General features: G+C 54.3%; 14 protein-coding genes. 9 read left to right on the top strand and 5 right to left on the bottom strand.

Going from position 1 to position 17,626, the window contains the following annotated elements:
• Window positions 1–9 precede the first annotated feature (9 nt).
• Window positions 10–1,539, bottom strand: coding sequence for a Re/Si-specific NAD(P)(+) transhydrogenase subunit alpha (gene pntA / locus SIK97_RS05675; protein WP_004851372.1), 1,530 nt, complete (start codon window positions 1,537–1,539; stop codon window positions 10–12).
• Window positions 1,540–2,061: 522 nt separating this feature from the next.
• Between pntA and ydgH the strand changes: the two genes are divergently transcribed.
• The 3 genes from ydgH to folM all read left to right on the top strand — a co-directional run bounded on the left by ydgH (window position 2,062) and on the right by folM (window position 5,336).
• Window positions 2,062–3,012 (top strand): DUF1471 family protein YdgH, encoded by a 951-nt coding sequence (gene ydgH / locus SIK97_RS05665; RefSeq protein ID WP_032748948.1) that lies wholly within the window; start codon window positions 2,062–2,064, stop codon window positions 3,010–3,012.
• 179 nt (window positions 3,013–3,191) lie between these two features.
• Entirely contained in the window at window positions 3,192–4,574 is a 1,383-nt protein-coding gene (locus tag SIK97_RS05660; RefSeq protein ID WP_014229568.1) for an amino acid permease, read from the top strand.
• A gap of 36 nt (window positions 4,575–4,610) precedes the next feature.
• The gene (gene folM, locus SIK97_RS05655; RefSeq protein WP_014838648.1) at window positions 4,611–5,336 is read left to right on the top strand and encodes a dihydromonapterin reductase; all 726 of its coding nucleotides are present in this window, start codon (window positions 4,611–4,613) and stop codon (window positions 5,334–5,336) included.
• Here folM and SIK97_RS05650 read toward each other — a convergent pair.
• Window positions 5,333–5,668 carry a GlpM family protein gene (locus SIK97_RS05650; RefSeq protein WP_014229570.1) on the bottom strand — a complete coding sequence of 112 codons (336 nt, stop codon included), beginning with the start codon at window positions 5,666–5,668 and terminating at the stop codon, window positions 5,333–5,335. The two genes, folM and SIK97_RS05650, sit on opposite strands and share 4 nt — an antisense overlap.
• Before the next feature lie 1,028 nt (window positions 5,669–6,696).
• Here SIK97_RS05650 and iraM point away from each other — a divergent pair.
• The 4 genes from iraM (at window position 6,697) to SIK97_RS05630 (ending at window position 10,761) form a co-directional block, all read left to right on the top strand.
• Entirely contained in the window at window positions 6,697–7,044 is a 348-nt protein-coding gene (gene iraM / locus SIK97_RS05645) for an anti-adapter protein IraM (RefSeq protein WP_014229571.1), read from the top strand.
• 348 nt (window positions 7,045–7,392) lie between these two features.
• Entirely contained in the window at window positions 7,393–8,109 is a 717-nt protein-coding gene (gene rstA, locus SIK97_RS05640) for a two-component system response regulator RstA (protein ID WP_004851385.1), read from the top strand.
• Between the two features lie 308 nt (window positions 8,110–8,417).
• On the top strand, window positions 8,418–10,190 hold the full coding sequence (locus tag SIK97_RS05635) for an EAL domain-containing protein (RefSeq protein WP_057173415.1): 1,773 nt from the start codon (window positions 8,418–8,420) through the stop codon (window positions 10,188–10,190).
• Window positions 10,191–10,278: 88 nt separating this feature from the next.
• The gene (locus SIK97_RS05630) at window positions 10,279–10,761 is read left to right on the top strand and encodes a glutathione peroxidase (RefSeq protein ID WP_057173416.1); all 483 of its coding nucleotides are present in this window, start codon (window positions 10,279–10,281) and stop codon (window positions 10,759–10,761) included.
• A 176-nt stretch (window positions 10,762–10,937) separates the two neighbouring features.
• On the opposite strand, the gene SIK97_RS05625 is transcribed toward SIK97_RS05630, so the two are convergent.
• Entirely contained in the window at window positions 10,938–11,627 is a 690-nt protein-coding gene (locus tag SIK97_RS05625) for a VIT family protein (protein ID WP_032748939.1), read from the bottom strand.
• Between the two features lie 318 nt (window positions 11,628–11,945).
• Here SIK97_RS05625 and rstB point away from each other — a divergent pair, with 318 nt between their 5' ends.
• Together rstB and tus are read left to right on the top strand one after the other, a co-directional pair.
• Window positions 11,946–13,247: a two-component system sensor histidine kinase RstB gene (gene rstB / locus SIK97_RS05620; RefSeq protein WP_014229576.1), complete on the top strand. Its 1,302-nt coding sequence runs from the start codon at window positions 11,946–11,948 to the stop codon at window positions 13,245–13,247.
• Window positions 13,248–13,321: 74 nt separating this feature from the next.
• Window positions 13,322–14,254 (top strand): DNA replication terminus site-binding protein, encoded by a 933-nt coding sequence (tus, locus tag SIK97_RS05615; RefSeq protein WP_057173417.1) that lies wholly within the window; start codon window positions 13,322–13,324, stop codon window positions 14,252–14,254.
• On the opposite strand, the gene fumC is transcribed toward tus, so the two are convergent.
• Entirely contained in the window at window positions 14,244–15,644 is a 1,401-nt protein-coding gene (gene fumC / locus SIK97_RS05610) for a class II fumarate hydratase (RefSeq protein WP_057173418.1), read from the bottom strand. The two genes, tus and fumC, sit on opposite strands and share 11 nt — an antisense overlap.
• A 142-nt stretch (window positions 15,645–15,786) precedes the next feature.
• On the bottom strand, window positions 15,787–17,433 hold the full coding sequence (fumA, locus tag SIK97_RS05605) for a class I fumarate hydratase FumA (protein ID WP_014229578.1): 1,647 nt from the start codon (window positions 17,431–17,433) through the stop codon (window positions 15,787–15,789).
• Window positions 17,434–17,626 lie beyond the last annotated feature (193 nt).

Raw genomic sequence — 17,626 nt, 5'->3', positions numbered from 1 at the left:
TGTTACCCCTTATCCTTTGCGGAACATTTTCAGCATGCGCTGAGTGACGGTGAAACCACCAAAAATATTAATGCTGGCGATCAGCACCGCGATAAAGCTCAGGAAGCTGACCCAGCCGCCGTGGCCTATCTGTAACAATGCCCCTACCACGATAATGCCAGAAATCGCGTTAGTGACCGACATCAGCGGCGTATGCAGCGCATGGGAGACGTTCCATACGACGTAGTAACCGACCACGCAGGAGAGCGCGAAAACGGTAAAGTGGCCGAGGAACTCTTTCGGCGCCACGCTTGCCAGCCAGCCAAACAGAATAATCGCCAGCGCCATCAGCGCATACTTGCGCAGCGGCGAGCTCGGTTTCGCCTCTGCTTTTGGCGCTTCAACCTTTTTCGCTGCCGCCTGCGGCTGAGCAGATACCTGAATGGGTGGAGCGGGCCAGGTGATTTCACCCTCGCGAACCACGGTAACGCCGCGGATAACGACATCATCAAAATCGATAACGACATTGCCGTCTTTCTCTTTGCACAGCAGCTTAAGCAGGTTAACCAGGTTGGTGCCATACAGCTGTGAGGACTGCGTCGGCAGACGACCAGGGAGATCGGTATAACCGATAATCTTCACGCCGTTGGCGGTGGTAACCACCTGGCCCGGCACGGTGTATTCACAGTTGCCGCCGTTTTGCGACGCCAGGTCAACCACCACGCTGCCGGACTTCATGGAGTCAACCATCTCGCGGGTAATCAGCTTCGGCGCCGGTTTACCCGGAATCAGCGCGGTGGTAACGATGATGTCGACATCTTTGGCCTGCGCGGCAAAGAGCGCCATCTCGGCTTTGATAAAGGCTTCAGACATGACTTTGGCATAGCCGTCGCCGCTGCCCGCTTCCTCTTTAAAATCCAGCTCAAGGAACTCGGCGCCCATACTCTGCACCTGTTCTTTCACTTCCGGACGGGTATCAAACGCGCGGACGATTGCGCCGAGGCTGTTAGCCGCGCCGATGGCCGCCAGACCGGCAACCCCGGCTCCGATAACCATCACCTTCGCGGGAGGAACCTTACCTGCCGCGGTGATCTGCCCGGTGAAGAAGCGGCCAAACTCGTGGGCGGCTTCAACGATTGCGCGATAGCCGGCGATGTTAGCCATCGAACTTAACGCATCCAGCGACTGAGCGCGCGAAATACGCGGCACTGAATCCATCGCCATCACGTTGATGTTGCGCGCCGCCAGTTTTTCCATCAGCTGCGGGTTTTGCGCCGGCCAGATGAAGCTGATGAGCGTCGTGCCGGGATTAAGCAGCAGGATCTCTTCGTCATCGGGCGCGTTCACTTTCAGAATGACGTCGGACTGCCAGACGTCATCACCGCTAACGATCTCCGCTCCAGCCTGAACGAAGGCCTCGTCGTCGAAACTGGCCAGCTTACCTGCTCCGCTTTCTACCGCGACGCTGAACCCGAGTTTCAGCAGCTGCTCCACCGTTTTCGGCGTGGCGGCGGCCCGGGTTTCCAGGGCTAGTCTCTCTTTTGGTACACCAATACGCATAGTTTTCCCTTCCATCGGTTTTTGATGATGGTTTACTTTTCTTACAAACGACCGTCGCGAAGGCGGATGAACGTGCCTTCCAACATATGTCTGAAAAAATAAAACAGTAACAAACTTTTTATAACCTACTGAAAATACCGATTGTGATCTACAGCAATAAAAAAGAAATTTTGATTTTATTGGTAAAACGCACGGCTAACCGTGCCAGGCAGCAATATTTACCTTATTTTTATGCCAGCGCCTGATAATCCGCTTGGCAGAGGGGTTAATTCACCATTTATCGCCGTCTTGATCATCGCATTAACATTACGTTAACTTATGAAAGTGATATCGATTATCGATTTTGCTGGTCAAGCGGCTGTTTTTTCAACATATCGAAAAATGTTATATTTCTGCAGTATACGTTTAGGGCGACAACTGAAAATTGACGCAGACAGTCACTCACGATAAATGCAATAATCAAATGTTTTCAGTCAACAACAATACCAGTACATGGTTTGCGCAAGGCAAAGGATTATTTTTATGAAGCTTAAGAACTCACTCCTGGCGTCTGCTCTTCTGGCTACAACCGCGTTGTCTGCCCATGCAGCGACCGAGCTGACTCCGGAGCAGGCGGCAGCGCTGAAGCCCTACGATCGCGTAGTGGTTACCGGCCGTTTTAACGCCATTGGCGACGCGGTGCAGGCCGTTTCCCGTAAAGCAGACAAAGATGGCGCAGCATCCTTTTATGTTGTCGACACGTCTGATTTTGGCAGCGGCGGCAACCTGCGCGTAACGGCCGATTTTTATAAAGAAAATGCCCCGCAGGCCGACGCGCCGAAAAATCGTGTGATTAACGGCGTAATGGAATTACCGAAGGACCAGGCCGTCGAGCTGGAGCCGTTTGATACCGTCACCGTACAGGGCTTCTACCGCAGCCAGCCGGAAGTTAACGACGCCATCACCAAAGCCGCTAAGGCCAAGGGCGCCGCCTCCTTCTTTATCGTGCGCCAGGTTGATGCCAACCAGGGCGGCAACCAGCGAATCACCGCCTATATCTACAAAGCCGATGCCAAAAAACGCGTTCTGCAAAGCCCTGACGCTATCCCGGCAGATTCAGAAGCCGGTCGCGCTGCGCTGGCCGAAGGCGGAGAAGCCGCGAAGAAAGTGGAGATCCCGGGCGTAGCGACCACCGCAGCGGTCGGTTCCGGCACCGGCGTAGGCCGCTTCTTTGAAACGCAATCATCTAAAGGCGGTCGTTACACCGTCACTCTGCCGGACGGTACCAAAGTCGAGGAAGTGAACAAAATCACCGCCGCGCAGATGGTGCCATACGACAGCATCAAGTTCACCGGTAACTACGGTAACATGACGGAAATCTCCTACCAGACGGCTAAGCGCGCGGCGAAGAAAGGCGCGAAGTACTACCATATTACCCGCCAGTGGCAGGAGCGCGGTGGCAACATCACCATCAGCGCCGACCTGTATAAGTAACGGCGTCTGAGCTGAACAAAAAGGCGGCGATCTGCCGCCTTTTTTCTTTTTTTCATTTCTCGCCATTGCATGCATACAAAACACTCCGTAAAATCCCGCGCCTTAGCGCAATCCTCCATTTTTATGCGATTTCGCCAAATAAATATTCTTAGTTTGATGATTGTCACCTCGGGAATGCAATGGAAAAGAAACTGGGCCTTAGCGCCCTGACCGCGCTGGTTCTCAGCTCAATGCTGGGTGCAGGCGTATTCAGCCTGCCGCAAAATATGGCAGCCGTCGCCAGCCCTTCCGCACTGCTTATCGGCTGGGGTATCACCGGCGTGGGGATCCTGTTCCTCGCCTTTGCCATGCTGCTGCTCACCCGCATTCGCCCCGAACTCGACGGCGGTATTTTTACCTACGCCCGGGAAGGCTTTGGCGAGTTGATAGGCTTCTGCTCCGCCTGGGGCTACTGGCTGTGCGCGGTTGTTGCCAATGTCTCCTATCTGGTTATCGTCTTCTCTGCGCTAAGCTTCTTTACCGATACCCCCGAGCTGCGCCTGTTTGGCGACGGCAACACCTGGCAATCCATCGTCGGCGCCTCCGTCCTGCTGTGGATTGTCCATTTCCTGGTGCTGCGCGGTGTACAAACGGCCGCGGGTATCAACCTGGCCGCGACGCTGGCCAAACTGCTGCCCCTCGGCGCGTTTATCGCGCTGGCCGCCATCGCGTTTCGTATGGAGACATTCCGCCTGGATTTCAGCGGCCTGGCGCTGGGCGTACCGGTATGGGAGCAGGTGAAAAACACCATGCTGATCACCCTGTGGGTTTTTATCGGCGTCGAAGGCGCGGTGGTTGTTTCCGCACGCGCGCGTAATAAACAGGATGTTGGCCGCGCGACGCTGCTGGCAGTACTCTCCGCGCTGGCGGTCTATCTGCTGGTGACGCTTCTCTCGTTAGGTGTCGTGCCGCGTAGCGAGCTGGCGGAAATACGCAACCCCTCAATGGCCGGGCTGATGGTCAACATGATGGGCTCATGGGGGGAGATTGTTATTGCCGCCGGGCTGATTATTTCCGTCTGCGGCGCGTATCTGAGCTGGACCATTATGGCGGCGGAGGTGCCCTATCTGGCAGCAACGCATAAAGCCTTCCCGCGCCTGTTTGCCCGGACCAATAAAAACAATGCCCCGTCGGCTTCGCTATGGCTCACCAACGTCAGCGTACAGGCTTCGCTGGTATTGATTTGGCTTACCGGCTCAGATTACAACACGCTGCTGACCATCGCCTCTGAGATGATCCTGGTGCCCTACTTTCTCGTCGGCGCATTTTTGCTGAAGATTGCTGAGCGCCCGCTACACAAGGCCGTCGGTGTCGGTGCCTGTATTTATGGCTTATGGTTATTATATGCGTCCGGCCCTGTGCATTTATTGTTGTCAGTGATACTTTACGCTCCGGGTCTTCTGGTTTTCCTGTATGCCCGTCGTACACACCAGCACGATCGCCCGCTCAAACGCCGTGACCTGGCATTAATTGGTTTTTTGCTGGTTGCCGCCGTACCGGCAACGTGGATGTTGGTAGGGTAAGCGGTTACCCTGCCGCTGAACTCAAAGGAGATACCCATGGCTGACATCCAGCCTCGTCCAATCCTGATTACCGGTGGGGGCCGTCGTATCGGCCTCGCCCTGGCCCGCCATTTTCTGGCCCGGCAGCAGCCCGTTATTATCAGCTACCGCACCTGGTATCCCGCCATCGACGCGCTACGTGAAGCGGGCGCCGTTTGTCTGCACGCGGATTTCAGCACTGACGATAGCATTCTGGCGTTCGCCGAAGAGGTGAAGGCGCACGCCGGCAGCGGTCTGCGCGCCATCATCCATAACGCCAGCGGCTGGATGGCGGAAAAGCCCGGGGTGCCGTTAACCACGGTGCTCGCCAGCATGATGCAAATTCACGTCAACGCCCCCTACTTGCTCAACCATGCCCTGGAGAGCCTGCTGCGCGGCCACGGCCATGCGGCCAGCGACATTATCCATATCACCGACTACGTTGTGGAGCGCGGCAGCGACAAACACATTGCCTACGCCGCCAGCAAAGCGGCGCTGGATAATATGAGCCGCTCGTTCGCCCGCAAGCTGGCGCCGGAAATTAAGGTCAATGCTATCGCCCCTTCGCTGATTTTATTTAACGAAGGCGATGACGCGGAATACCGCAAGCAGGCGCTTGATAAATCGCTGATGAAAATCGCGCCAGGTGAAAAAGAGATTAGCGACCTGATCGAATACCTGTTCAGCAGCCGCTACGTGACCGGTCGCTCATTTGCCGTCGACGGCGGCCGCCATCTGCGCTAGTGGAAACGGCTCCAGCCGATAATTAACAGCCACGCGCAGAGGCTCCAGCACCCCACTGCGCCTGCCAGAGCGAACGGCAGGCGCATAACGCCGGTGAAATACCATAGCGAGAGCAAATAGATAAAGTACGGAATGATCGACCACATCCCGAATACGATGGTGGTTCTCAGCGCTTCGATCCCCCGCTCGCTGGCAACGATATAGTTCGCGATCAGGGCGAAAGTCGGAAAGAGCGGAATCAACCCGGCGATATAGTAGTTCTTCGTTTTAGACAGCACGCCAATCAGGACAACGACCAGCGCGCCGAGCAGCGCTTTTATCAACAACCCCATTCCTTTAGCCTTAACATTTAAACAACAAGACCCCGCAGCATAACGGAAGCGCCGACAATTATAAACGCGCAAGAGCGGCCGATACCGTGTAGAAGCAAAAGACCTATTTTTTAGCGGTCTCATCACTGCCGCCCCCCCTATGCCGAATATCCGCTCCTGGCGATAACCGTTCGCATGGATGATATCCCTGGCAAGTGGAGCGCGTTATTCGAGAGCCGTTTTTGCTGCCTTAAAAACTCTTCGGCTAAATACATTCATTAAATCAAAAAGAGAATGTTTTTTCTGATTGTTGAGTTATACGTATAACATATTATTTTTCGTATTTTTAGATACAAATCAAATTAGCCTATTTTCGGCGCGTCTCTTCCTCGCGTATTTACACAGATTTTAAGCCTCGAGCGTTTGACTGACGGGCATTTACAAAATACCCAGCTCAATAACCGCACCGTTTCAGTGCAGCTATTGTTTTGCACTAAATGATTCAAATCAATACTGGCAAAATAGAGTAAAAGTGGTTAATTGATATGGTTGATTTTTATCATAAGAGGTTATTTTGAAATTATTCTTTTTGCGCAAATCCTGAATAAGCGCACATAGCCATTTTTTAATAAAATGGCTAAATAAAACCAATTATTTTGATTTACATCAATATAAAACCGATTTCATAAGGAAGCATACTTTGCCGTTAATAACAGGCGCGGTAGTAGATATGATCGTAATTATATGATTTCACAATCTTTCGATCTGTTCCTGATATCCAGAACAGAATTTTATTCTGTTCACAACCCTCAATGCAGCCATTTAGTTCAGCTCATGCCAGTTTTTCGAATCTTTTACTTGTTGCTATTATCATTACTAGTATTAGACACTCATCTAATTGTTATTATTTTATATTAATCAGCATAAGAACCAGTTAAAGGAATCTCCATGTTCGGACCTGCTTCACGCAAAGTAAAAATGGCCATGAACTTAATCAAAATATATTCATCAACGCGAAAATGCTCGTAAATTACCGGAGAGCGTCAAGCATGCAGTGGAATATTGAAAATAGCCTTGTATGTCCTGTAACAGGAACAGGTTTTTCAGTTGCGGCAAGTGCCAAAAATCTGAAATTAATTATTTGGTATAGTGGGGATTATTTTTTGAGCATTGGTTCGGTTATTAACATCACACAAAATGAAGTTTTCATTAATGGTGTGCCCGGCGATTTACAGGTTATTCATGCATTCCCCTATACGGAAAATTTATGGTCAACATTTTCAAAGAATATTGAATGCCCCGGTAATCAGAACCCTATGCTGCTCATCTGCAATCGAAGAAGCCTCTGCAAGTTCGCCTTGTGCCCCTACGGCGCCAGGCAAAAGAGGCCGCAATAAGGCTTCCCCATCATTCGCGCTAGCGTACCGGTACTTATTTTCTATGTGGGCACGCGCTGTCCTGACAGCCCGTGCCCACATTGTGCCGCACCCTGTTCCCTTAATGCGCAATGCTTCTGCTCGTATCTGAATCATTGTCTGGCTCCGCAAAAAATAGTCCTGAACCGCAGCTCCGGGAATCATAGCGAATTTCATGGCTAATATATAGCTCATATTAATGTCCGGATGGTTTACAATGGCGGTAGCGAATGAATAGGCACCTGACTTCAGATACTGAATGCGCCACCTCAGCCGCGATGCAGGTAAAGAGATTCAAGCGATTAAAAGATGAGTGCAAGCATACACAATATGAATAAAATTGTTTTCGTTGAGGATGATGCTGAGGTCGGCGCACTGATTGCGGCCTACCTTGGCAAACACGATATGGACGTGGTGGTAGAACCGCGCGGCGATCGGGCGGAAGAGGTTATCGCGCGCGAAAAGCCGGACCTGGTGCTGCTGGATATCATGCTGCCGGGTAAAGACGGTATGACGCTGTGCCGCGATTTACGCGGCCAGTGGCAGGGGCCAATCGTATTGCTCACTTCACTGGACAGCGATATGAACCATATTCTCTCACTCGAAATGGGCGCCAGCGATTATATCCTGAAAACCACGCCGCCCGCGGTGCTGTTAGCTCGCCTGCGCCTGCATTTGCGCCAGCATATCGCCGTGCCGGACGGCAGCGTCCCCTCCTCGCTCACCCCGCATAAAGCGATCGCTTTTGGCTCCCTGAGTATCGACCCGGTGAATAGACAGGTGATGCTCGGCGGCGAAAGCGTCGCCTTATCCACTGCGGATTTCGATCTCCTGTGGGAGTTAGCGACCCATGCTGGACAAATTATGGATCGGGACGCGTTATTAAAAAATCTGCGCGGCGTCAGCTACGATGGTATGGACCGCAGCGTCGATGTCGCCATCTCGCGGCTGCGTAAAAAGCTTCTCGATAATGCGACTGAGCCATATCGTATCAAAACGGTACGCAATAAAGGTTACCTGTTCGCCCCGCACGCCTGGGACAACTAATTCAGGCATGTGGCGATGGAATAGCTGTTTGTGCGGAGTTAGCCGTCAGAGCCAATTCAACCTCCTGTTAATTATTTTAAAACAGGGGGTGAAATTGCTTTTCCCACGCAAAACCCGCGCTTCACCGCGCGGCCCGCCTCACGACTTGCCGGGCGGGTGATACTCTTTGCAGACAATCAACGGAAAACATTCTACTGTGGAGTGATAGCGCTGGCGCCTGGCCAGTATCGACACCCGTCGTGAGTATAGAGATTCACACCTTCAGTGGGTTGGGATGACCGCAATATCTACTGCACGGGAGCATCTATATGTTGAACGATCTCAGCAGCGATGAAAGCAAAAGACGCGCGGCGATTGACCTGTTAAAAAACGCGGACGAAGGGCGAGACGAAGCGTTAAAAAAATACACTCATCTGGTCTGCCAGTTGCTAAAAATGCCAATGAGTTTTGTGTCAATCCTTGACGATGAAAAGCAGTACATCAAATCCGCTCAGAATATCGCCCCCACGGACACCAGCCTGGGCGGAGCATTTTGCGAACAGACCCTGAAACAGGGTGAGACTTTCCTTTGTCCTGATACGCATCAGCACCCGATCTTTCATCGCGATCGGGCGGTCAGAGAAGCGCCATTCATTCGCTTTTATGCAGGATGCCCGCTGAAAACCCGCGACGGAGTGACCGTGGGTACCTTGAGTATCTTAGATACGCAACCCAGGGTACTTTCAGATGAGCAGATCGCTATTTTTAAGGCGCTGGCCGAGCTGATATCGGATTTCTTAGCCTCCTGGCACTCAGTGGGGTATATCGACGTCGTCACGCTTTTACCCAATCGGCAGCGCCTGCTCAAGGACATTGAGGTGTCGGCGGAGGGTACTTTCAGGCTGGTCATTATTGACTGCATTGATATGCCATTTGCCTACGAGATGGCCCGCTCATTGGGGATGCTGGCGGTAGAGAATTTGCTTCGTGACATGACCGTCGCGCTGCAGGCGCGCCTGCCCATGGCGAGCAAACTTTACGCCGTGGCGGTGGGACGCTTTGCCTTTTTCACCCCGGAACCCATGGCGCTGTCACTGGAGGGTATAGCACTACGGCTTCAGGGAACCCAGGCCAGGATCGGCCCGGACGTTCCCCTGGATTTGAATATTCACATGGGTGACTCCGGTATTTGCGATAGCTCCCTGACGCCAAATGAAATTCTGCGGCGCGCGGTGAGCGCACTGCATGAAGCGATAAGCCAGGAGCACCGTTTTACGACCTATAATGACGCACTGGACATCCGCAAGAAGCGAGATTTCAGCCTGCTCACCGAACTCAGGCAAACGCTGCAGGGAAACCAGGGGTTATATCTGGTCTTTCAGCCAAAAATTTCGCTGACGACGGGAGACGTGACGGGCGCTGAAGCCTTGATAAGATGGAAGCATCCTATCAATGGCGAAGTGCTGCCAGGTGAATTTATTCCGCTGGTCGAAAAGACTAGCCTGATGCGCGAACTCTCGGCCTGGGTTATCGATCATACTATCGCGCAGCTGAGTGACTGGCGGGATCGGGGGCTTTCTCTTCCCGTCTCAATTAATCTCGCCGCCAGCGATTTTTCTCGACCCGATTTCGCTGAGGAGCTTGAGCAGAAACTGCGGGAGGCGTGTCTTGACCCAGCCCTGCTGGGGGTGGAGTGTCTGGAGACTGAGAAGATGCTTGAAAGTCCGGCCGCGCTGAACGGACTGGACATGCTCAAAAAACGCGGGTTTAAAATTTCTCTGGATGACTTTGGATCGGGATACAGCAACATTAATTACCTGCGGCAAATCCCGCTGGACATCATCAAACTCGACCGGTCTATTGTGAGGCATATAGTCCATGAGAAAGCCAGCCGCATTATTGTGCACAACGTTATCAGGCTCCTCAAGCAGCTCGATTACGTCGTCCTTGCCGAAGGCGTCGAGGATCTCGAAACGGTTGAGATTTTACGCAGCCTGGGCTGCGATGAGGTTCAGGGATATTTTTATGCCCGGCCGATGGTCTCCGTTGATTTTGCCGCATGGTATCGCGCCAGAAAGGCAGACCTGGGAAAGCAATCCTGAGACGAACGACTCTTTTCAATGTTCTTTCAGTATATGAACCAATCCAGCGATAAAGACGCGCAACGGGCGCTGCACTGAGGAACACGATATGACTACCTTTTACCAATTGACTGCCACCAGCCTGCACGGCCAGCCCATCTCAATGGCTGACTATGCTGGCAAGCTCGTTCTGGTAGTCAATACCGCCAGCCACTGTGGCTTCACGCCACAATATGCAGGGCTGGAAGCGCTCTACGCGAAATACGCTGCCCATGGGCTGATAGTGCTTGGTTTCCCCTGCAACCAGTTTGGTAAGCAGGAGCCCGGCGGCGTCGATGACATCGAGCAGACCTGTCGGATCAATTACGGTGTAAGCTTCCCGATGTTCGAGAAAGTGGAGGTCAACGGCGCCGGCGCGCACCCGCTGTTTCGTTACCTGAAAGATGAGTTACCCGGCGTACTGGGCGGGCGGATCAAATGGAACTTCACGAAGTTCTTGATCGGTCGCGACGGCACCCCTCTCACGCGTTTCGCGCCGTTCACCACCCCGGAGAAAATGGAGGCCGCCATCCTTGCCGCACTAAAGATTTAAATCTTTTGCCTCCCTGACCGCTGCCTGTGCGCGAGTGAATGTTCGCTCCGCGCCGGAAGTGCGCCTGAAAAAATGACAATGGGTTAGGAATAAGTCCCGCGCACGCGATACAAATCACTCATTTTTCAGCCCACCACACGCCAGATATTTCTCTTTTCTGCGAGTTAAGCCATCTATTAAAACAATACCTGCCCGGCAAGATGACCTATTCCCATCGACGAAAACATCGCCAGGGTGCTCCAGAAAGTAATTCTGCCGATAGCCCTGACAGGAGAGGCTCTGCTGACAATTGAAGATATATAGCCAAGAGCAGCCAGTGAAAAAAGGGAGGAGAGAATAACAAAGAGAAAAACCAGCGTTGCTGGAGAAAGCCATGCAACGACTAAAGGCAACGTTGCGCCAGCGGAAAAACTCAGCGCCGAGAAAACGGCAGCCTGCAGGGGGCGCGCAGAATTGGTATCCGTCAGTCCCAGCTCCTCGCGGGCATGCGTGTCCAGAGCATCTTTCACCATGAGTTGTTCGGCAACCTTTTGGGCAAGCTCTGGCTCGAGTCCGCGTTGCACATAAAGTAAAGTCAGCTCGCGTACTTCTCCCTGATAATCTGTTTCCAGTTCCCTCTTTTCCTGAGCGAGAGCCGCGTTTTCCGTGTCGGCCTGAGATGAGACGGAAACATATTCCCCCGCTGCCATCGACATCGCCCCCGCGACCAACCCGGCAATGCCCGCAAGTAAAACCCCGGAAGAGCCCGTATTAGCAGAAGCAACGCCAAGAACAAGGCTCGCTGTCGAAACAATACCATCGTTAGCCCCGAGTACAGCAGCCCTCAACCATCCGACGCGTTCAATGCTGTGTCGTTCAAGATGCATGCTTCTATTCTCCTTTAAGTACACCTGTTCAGCCTACCGGGATGAGGGTGGAATAAAACGGATTAAAACAGAGAACGCTTCGCACATCGGCGCCGACCGAGGTACATTACATTCTTCTCTGATTTGGCTTCAACCCACACCATCATACTTATGCGTGCCGGATGTTGTCAGCCGCAGCGAACCCTGCTTTCATAGCAAATCAAATGGGCATAAAACGCAACAAGGCTTTTTCACGTAGATTGCGCCTGGATAAATGCCCCCGCAGTGCCCCTGCAGGTAAAAGCAGGAATTTAACCTTTTGATTTTGAGTGAGATTTAATGAAAAAGCTGTTTGTGCAGTTTTACCTCCTGCTGTTCGTCTGCTTCCTGGTCATGACCATGATGGTGGGCCTGGTGTACAAATTCACCGCCGAACGCGCAGGGCGTCAGTCGCTGGACGATCTGATGAAAAGTTCGCTGTATCTGATGCGCAGCGAGCTGCGGGAGATCCCGCCGCGCGACTGGAGCAAAACGCTCAAAGAGCTGGACCTCAATCTCTCTTTCGATCTGCATATCGAGCCCATCAGCAAATTCAAGCTCTCGGAAAACTCGATGCAGCATCTGCGCGCCGGGGATATCGTCGCCCTCGACGATCAGTACACCTTTATCCAGCGGATCCCGCGCAGCCACTACGTGCTCTCCGTCGGTCCGGTGCCGTATCTCTATTTTTTGCATGAGATGCGCCTGCTCGATCTGGCCCTGATGGCTTTTATCGCCATCTCGCTGGCCTTTCCGGTCTTTATCTGGATGCGCCCTCACTGGCAGGAGATGCTGCGTATTGAGACCGCCGCCCAGCGCTTCGGCGACGGACATCTTACTGAACGCATTCATTTCGACAGCATGTCCAGCTTCGCGCGGCTGGGGGTGGCGTTTAATCAGATGGCCGATAACATCAACGCGCTTATCGCCAGCAAAAAACAGCTGATCGATGGCATCGCCCATGAGCTGCGGACCCCGCTGGTGCGCCTGCGCTATCGCCTGGAAATGAGCGAGAACCTCACCGAAGCCGAATCGCAGGCGTTGAACCGCGATATCGGCCAGCTGGAGGCGCTGATTGAAGAACTTCTGACCTACGCGCGGCTTGACCGCCCGCAGAACGAACTGAAGCTGACGACCCCCAATTTCCCGGCGTGGATCCGCGATCACGTGGAAGATATACAGACGGTTAATCCCCAGCGCGAGATTGCGCTAACCGACGTCGTGGCCGGGAGTTACGGCGCGCTGGATATGCGCTTAATGGAACGGGTGCTGGATAATCTGGTGAACAATGCCCTGCGCTACAGTAACCAGCGTATTCAGATCAGCCTGACGCTGCAGGCTTCGCGCGCGACGCTGCGGGTCGAAGATGATGGCCCCGGAATTGCGCCTGATGAACGTGAGCGAGTGTTCGAGCCTTTCGTACGCCTCGACCCGAGCCGCGATCGCGCGACCGGCGGCTGTGGCCTCGGTTTAGCTATCGTCCACAGCATCGCCCAGGCAATGGCCGGGGAAGTGCATTGCGAAGCGAGTTCGCTGGGCGGGGCCTGTTTTTGCTTTAGCTGGCCGGTCTATCATCAGTTGCCGGATTTTACCTCCGCCTGATACGCCTTTGCGCAAAAGCTGAGGCCTGCTATAGTTAAAAAATCTCTAAGTATGTTGTAACTAAGGTGGGGAATATGGCCAGCTATGACCTTGTTGAACGTCTGAACGACACCTTTCGCCAGCTCGAGCATGAACTACAGGCGCTAAAACACGCCCTGAGCCAGTGCCGCCTGCTGGCCGCCCGCGTCTTTGAGCTGCCGCCGGTGAGTAAAGACGCAGAACACCAGCCGCTGGAGAGCATCAACGTGGTTCAGCACACCGGCAAAACCGCGCTGGAGATGGCGCTCAGGCACTATAGTCATCTGTTTATCCAGCAGCAGTCGGAAACCCGCAGCAGCAAAGCCGCCGTGCGTTTACCCGGCGCGATTTGTCTGCAAACTGACGCCCGCGAACAGGCTGAACTCTTAGACAAAATCACCCATATCAACACCCTCAAAGCGCGCTTCGAGAAGATTATCACCGTGGATTCCGGGCTGCCTGCCGCCGCGCGGTTTGAGTGGGTCCATCGCCACCTGCCGGGACTGATTACGCTGAGCGCCTATCGCACGCTAACTCCCCTCCTCGATCCGAGCACCATCCGCTTCGGCTGGGCCAATAAGCACGTAATTAAAAATCTCACCCGCGATCGGGTACTCATGCAGCTGGAAAAAAGCCTTCAGTCGCCCCGGGCGGTTCCGCCGTGGACCCGCGAGCAGTGGCAAAGCAAGCTGGAGCGAGAGTATCAGGATATTGCCGCCCTGCCGCAGCGGGCAAAGCTGAAAATAAAGCGGCCGGTGAAGGTGCAGCCCATCGCCAGGGTCTGGTACAGCGGGGAACAAAAACAGGTGCAATACGCCTGTCCGGGACCGATGATTGCGCTGATATCCGGCACGAAGGGCGTCAGCGTGCCGGACCTCGGTGAACTCCTGAACTATGACGCCGATAACGTGCAGTATCGCTACAAACCGCAGGCGCAGTCGCTCAGGCTACTGATTCCGCGGCTGCACCTGTGGCTGGCTAGCGAGTAGACATACTGCCCACCATCTCTTCCGGGCGCACCCAGCGGTCAAACTCGGCTTCCGTCAGGTAGCCGAGCGCCAGCGCCGACGCTTTCAGGGTTAACCCCTCTTTATGTGCCTTTTTGGCAATTTCCGCCGCTTTGTCATAGCCGATATGGGTATTCAGCGCGGTTACCAGCATCAGCGACTCATTCAGCAACTGGCTGATGCGTTCACGGTTCGGCTCAATGCCTTCCGCGCAGTGCTCGTTAAAGCTCGCCATCCCGTCAGCCAGCAGCCGCACCGATTGCAGGAAGTTGTGGATCACCATCGGGCGATAGACGTTGAGCTCAAAGTTGCCCGATGCGCCGCCGATATTCACCGCGACATCGTTGCCCATCACCTGACAGCACAGCATGGTCAGGGCTTCGCACTGGGTCGGGTTCACCTTGCCAGGCATAATCGACGAACCCGGTTCATTTTCCGGGATCGCAATTTCGCCAATCCCACAGCGCGGGCCGGAGGCTAGCCAGCGCACATCGTTGGCAATTTTCATCAACGAAGCGGCCAGCCCTTTCAGCGCCCCGTGCGCGTGCACCAGCGCATCAACGGTCGCCAGCGCTTCAAACTTGTTCGGCGCGGTGACAAACGGCTGGCCGCTTAAGGCCGCCAGCTCGGCGGCGACGCGTACCGCATATTCCGGATGGGTATTGAGCCCGGTTCCCACCGCCGTCCCGCCCAGCGCCAGCTCGGCCAGATGCGGCAGGCTATGGTCGAGATGTTTTAAATTGTGCTCCAGCATGGCTACCCAGCCGGAGATCTCCTGACCGAGGGTCAGCGGCGTCGCATCCTGCAGATGGGTGCGGCCGATTTTGACAATATCGCTGAAGGCAACGGCTTTATTGTTCAGGGTCTGCTTCAGCACGTTGAGCTGCGGGATCAGCTTCTCCCGCAGGGCAATCATCGCCGCCACGTGCATCGCCGTCGGGAACACGTCGTTAGAGCTCTGGCTCTTGTTGACATCATCATTGGGGTGAATCTTACGCTCCATCCCGCGCGCCCCGCCCAGCAGTTCACTCGCGCGATTGGCCAGTACCTCATTCATATTCATGTTGCTTTGCGTGCCGGAGCCGGTTTGCCAGATAGCCAGCGGAAACTCGTCCGGATGTTTGCCTGCCAGCACTTCGTCCGCGGCCTGAATAATCGCTTGCGCTTTCTCCGCGGCCAGAAGGCCGAGATCGTTATTCACCTTCGCCGCTGCGCGCTTGGTCAGCGCCAGCGCATAAATAAGCTCGGCCGGCATTTTTTCCGTCGAAATACGAAAATGTTCCAGCGAGCGCTGGGTTTGCGCGCCCCATAGCTTGTCGGCAGGCACATCGATAGCGCCCATTGAGTCTTTTTCACTGCGATACGTTGTCATGACTTTCTCCTTGGATTCAACGTGCGTAATAGCGACAAAGCTCACCTGCTCAAAGGGTAAAGTATGGGTCAGATTTATAAGTTGTTTTGGTGGTTCGTGCCGCTAAGCGGCATAAAAAAACCGCCCCGAAGGGCGGCTGAAATCATTTCACGCAGCGGGCGCACTGCGAGCTCTGGATTTGCTGGAAGAAGTCGTTGCCTTTGTCATCCACGAGGATAAACGCCGGGAAGTCTTCGACTTCAATTTTCCAGATGGCTTCCATCCCCAGCTCCGGGTACGCCACGCACTCGAGGCTGCGGATACTCTGCTGCGCCAGTACCGCCGCCGGGCCGCCGATGCTGCCGAGGTAGAAACCGCCGTGTTTATGACAGGCGTCGGTCACCTGCTGGCTGCGGTTGCCTTTGGCTAACATGATTTTACTCGCCCCGTGCGCCTGCAGCAGGTCGACGTAGGAGTCCATGCGGCCAGCGGTAGTCGGGCCAAGGGAGCCGGACGCGTAGCCGTCCGGCGTTTTCGCCGGGCCCGCGTAGTAGATCGGGTGGTCTTTGACGTACTGCGGCAACGCCTCACCGCTGTCGATGAGCTCTTTCAGCTTCGCGTGGGCGATATCGCGGGCCACGATAATCGTCCCGCTCAGCGACAGGCGGGTCGACACCGGGTACTGCGACAGCAGCGCCAGAATATCGCTCATCGGCTGGTTGAGGTTGACCTTGACCGCCTCGCCCTCGCCGGCCTGACGAAGATGCTCGGGAATATATTTGCCCGGATTGCTCTCCAGTTTCTCAATCCAGATCCCCTGGCGGTTGATCTTGGCTTTGATATTGCGATCCGCCGAGCAGGAGACGCCCATGCCCACCGGGCAGGAGGCGCCGTGGCGCGGCAGGCGCACGACGCGAATATCGTGGGCGAAGTATTTGCCGCCGAACTGCGCGCCGAGACCGAGGTTTTGCGCCTCCACCAGCAGTTCCTGTTCCAGCTGAATATCGCGGAAGGCCTGACCATGTTCGTTGCCTTCGGTCGGCAGGCCGTCGTAGTACTTGGTTGAGGCCAGCTTAACGGTTTTCAGGGTGGACTCCGCCGAGGTGCCGCCAATGACGAAAGCAATATGGTACGGCGGGCAGGCGGCGGTTCCCAGAGTGCGCATCTTTTCGACGAGATAGTTTTTCAGCTTCGCCGGGGTAATTAACGCTTTGGTTTCCTGGTACAGGTAGGTTTTATTCGCCGAGCCGCCGCCTTTGGCGATGCAGAGGAATTTGTACTCCTCGCCGTCGGTGGCGTAAAGATCGATCTGCGCAGGCAGGTTAGTGCCGGTGTTGACCTCTTTATACATATCCAGCGGCGCGTTCTGCGAATAGCGCAGGTTATCCTGGATATAGGTGTTATAAACGCCCTGCGCCAGCGCGGCTTCATCGCCGCCGCCGGTCCACACGCGCTGGCCTTTTTTGCCGGTAATAATCGCGGTACCGGTATCCTGGCAGGTCGGCAGCACGCCTTTGGCGGCGATATCCGAGTTGCGCAGAAACTGCAGCGCCACGTACTTATCGTTTTCGCTGGCTTCCGGGTCGTTGAGAATATCGGCCACCTGCTGCTGGTGCGCCGGGCGAAGCATAAAGGAGGCGTCGTGGAAAGCGTGTTGTGCCAGTAAAGTTAGCGCCTGAGGTTCAACTTTCAGAACTTCCTGGCCGGCGAATTCGGCGACGGAGACGTAATCACTGCTGAGGAGGTAGTACTCGGTATCGTCCTTTTTCAGTGGAAAAGGATCCTGATATACAAACGGTTTATTCGACATTGTGCTCTCACTTACTGCTTAGCTGATTATATTTCAGGCAGACACTCCATTTGCCCGTGGAAAAGCGAGTCGATCGATTTTACACAATTTTTTAACAAAAACTGAGACAAGGACGACTTTTTCTTCGCGCCGGTTGCTTATCGGTCGATTGCTGGTTTAATAGTGCCATGACTATTAAGTGGAAACAGGGATT

It is taken from the genome of Klebsiella sp. JN_Kp126, assembly GCF_033843325.1.
Taxonomy (GTDB): domain Bacteria; phylum Pseudomonadota; class Gammaproteobacteria; order Enterobacterales; family Enterobacteriaceae; genus Klebsiella; species Klebsiella michiganensis.
Note: the sequence above shows the minus strand (reverse complement) of the source record. Positions and strands in the feature narration are given on the sequence as shown.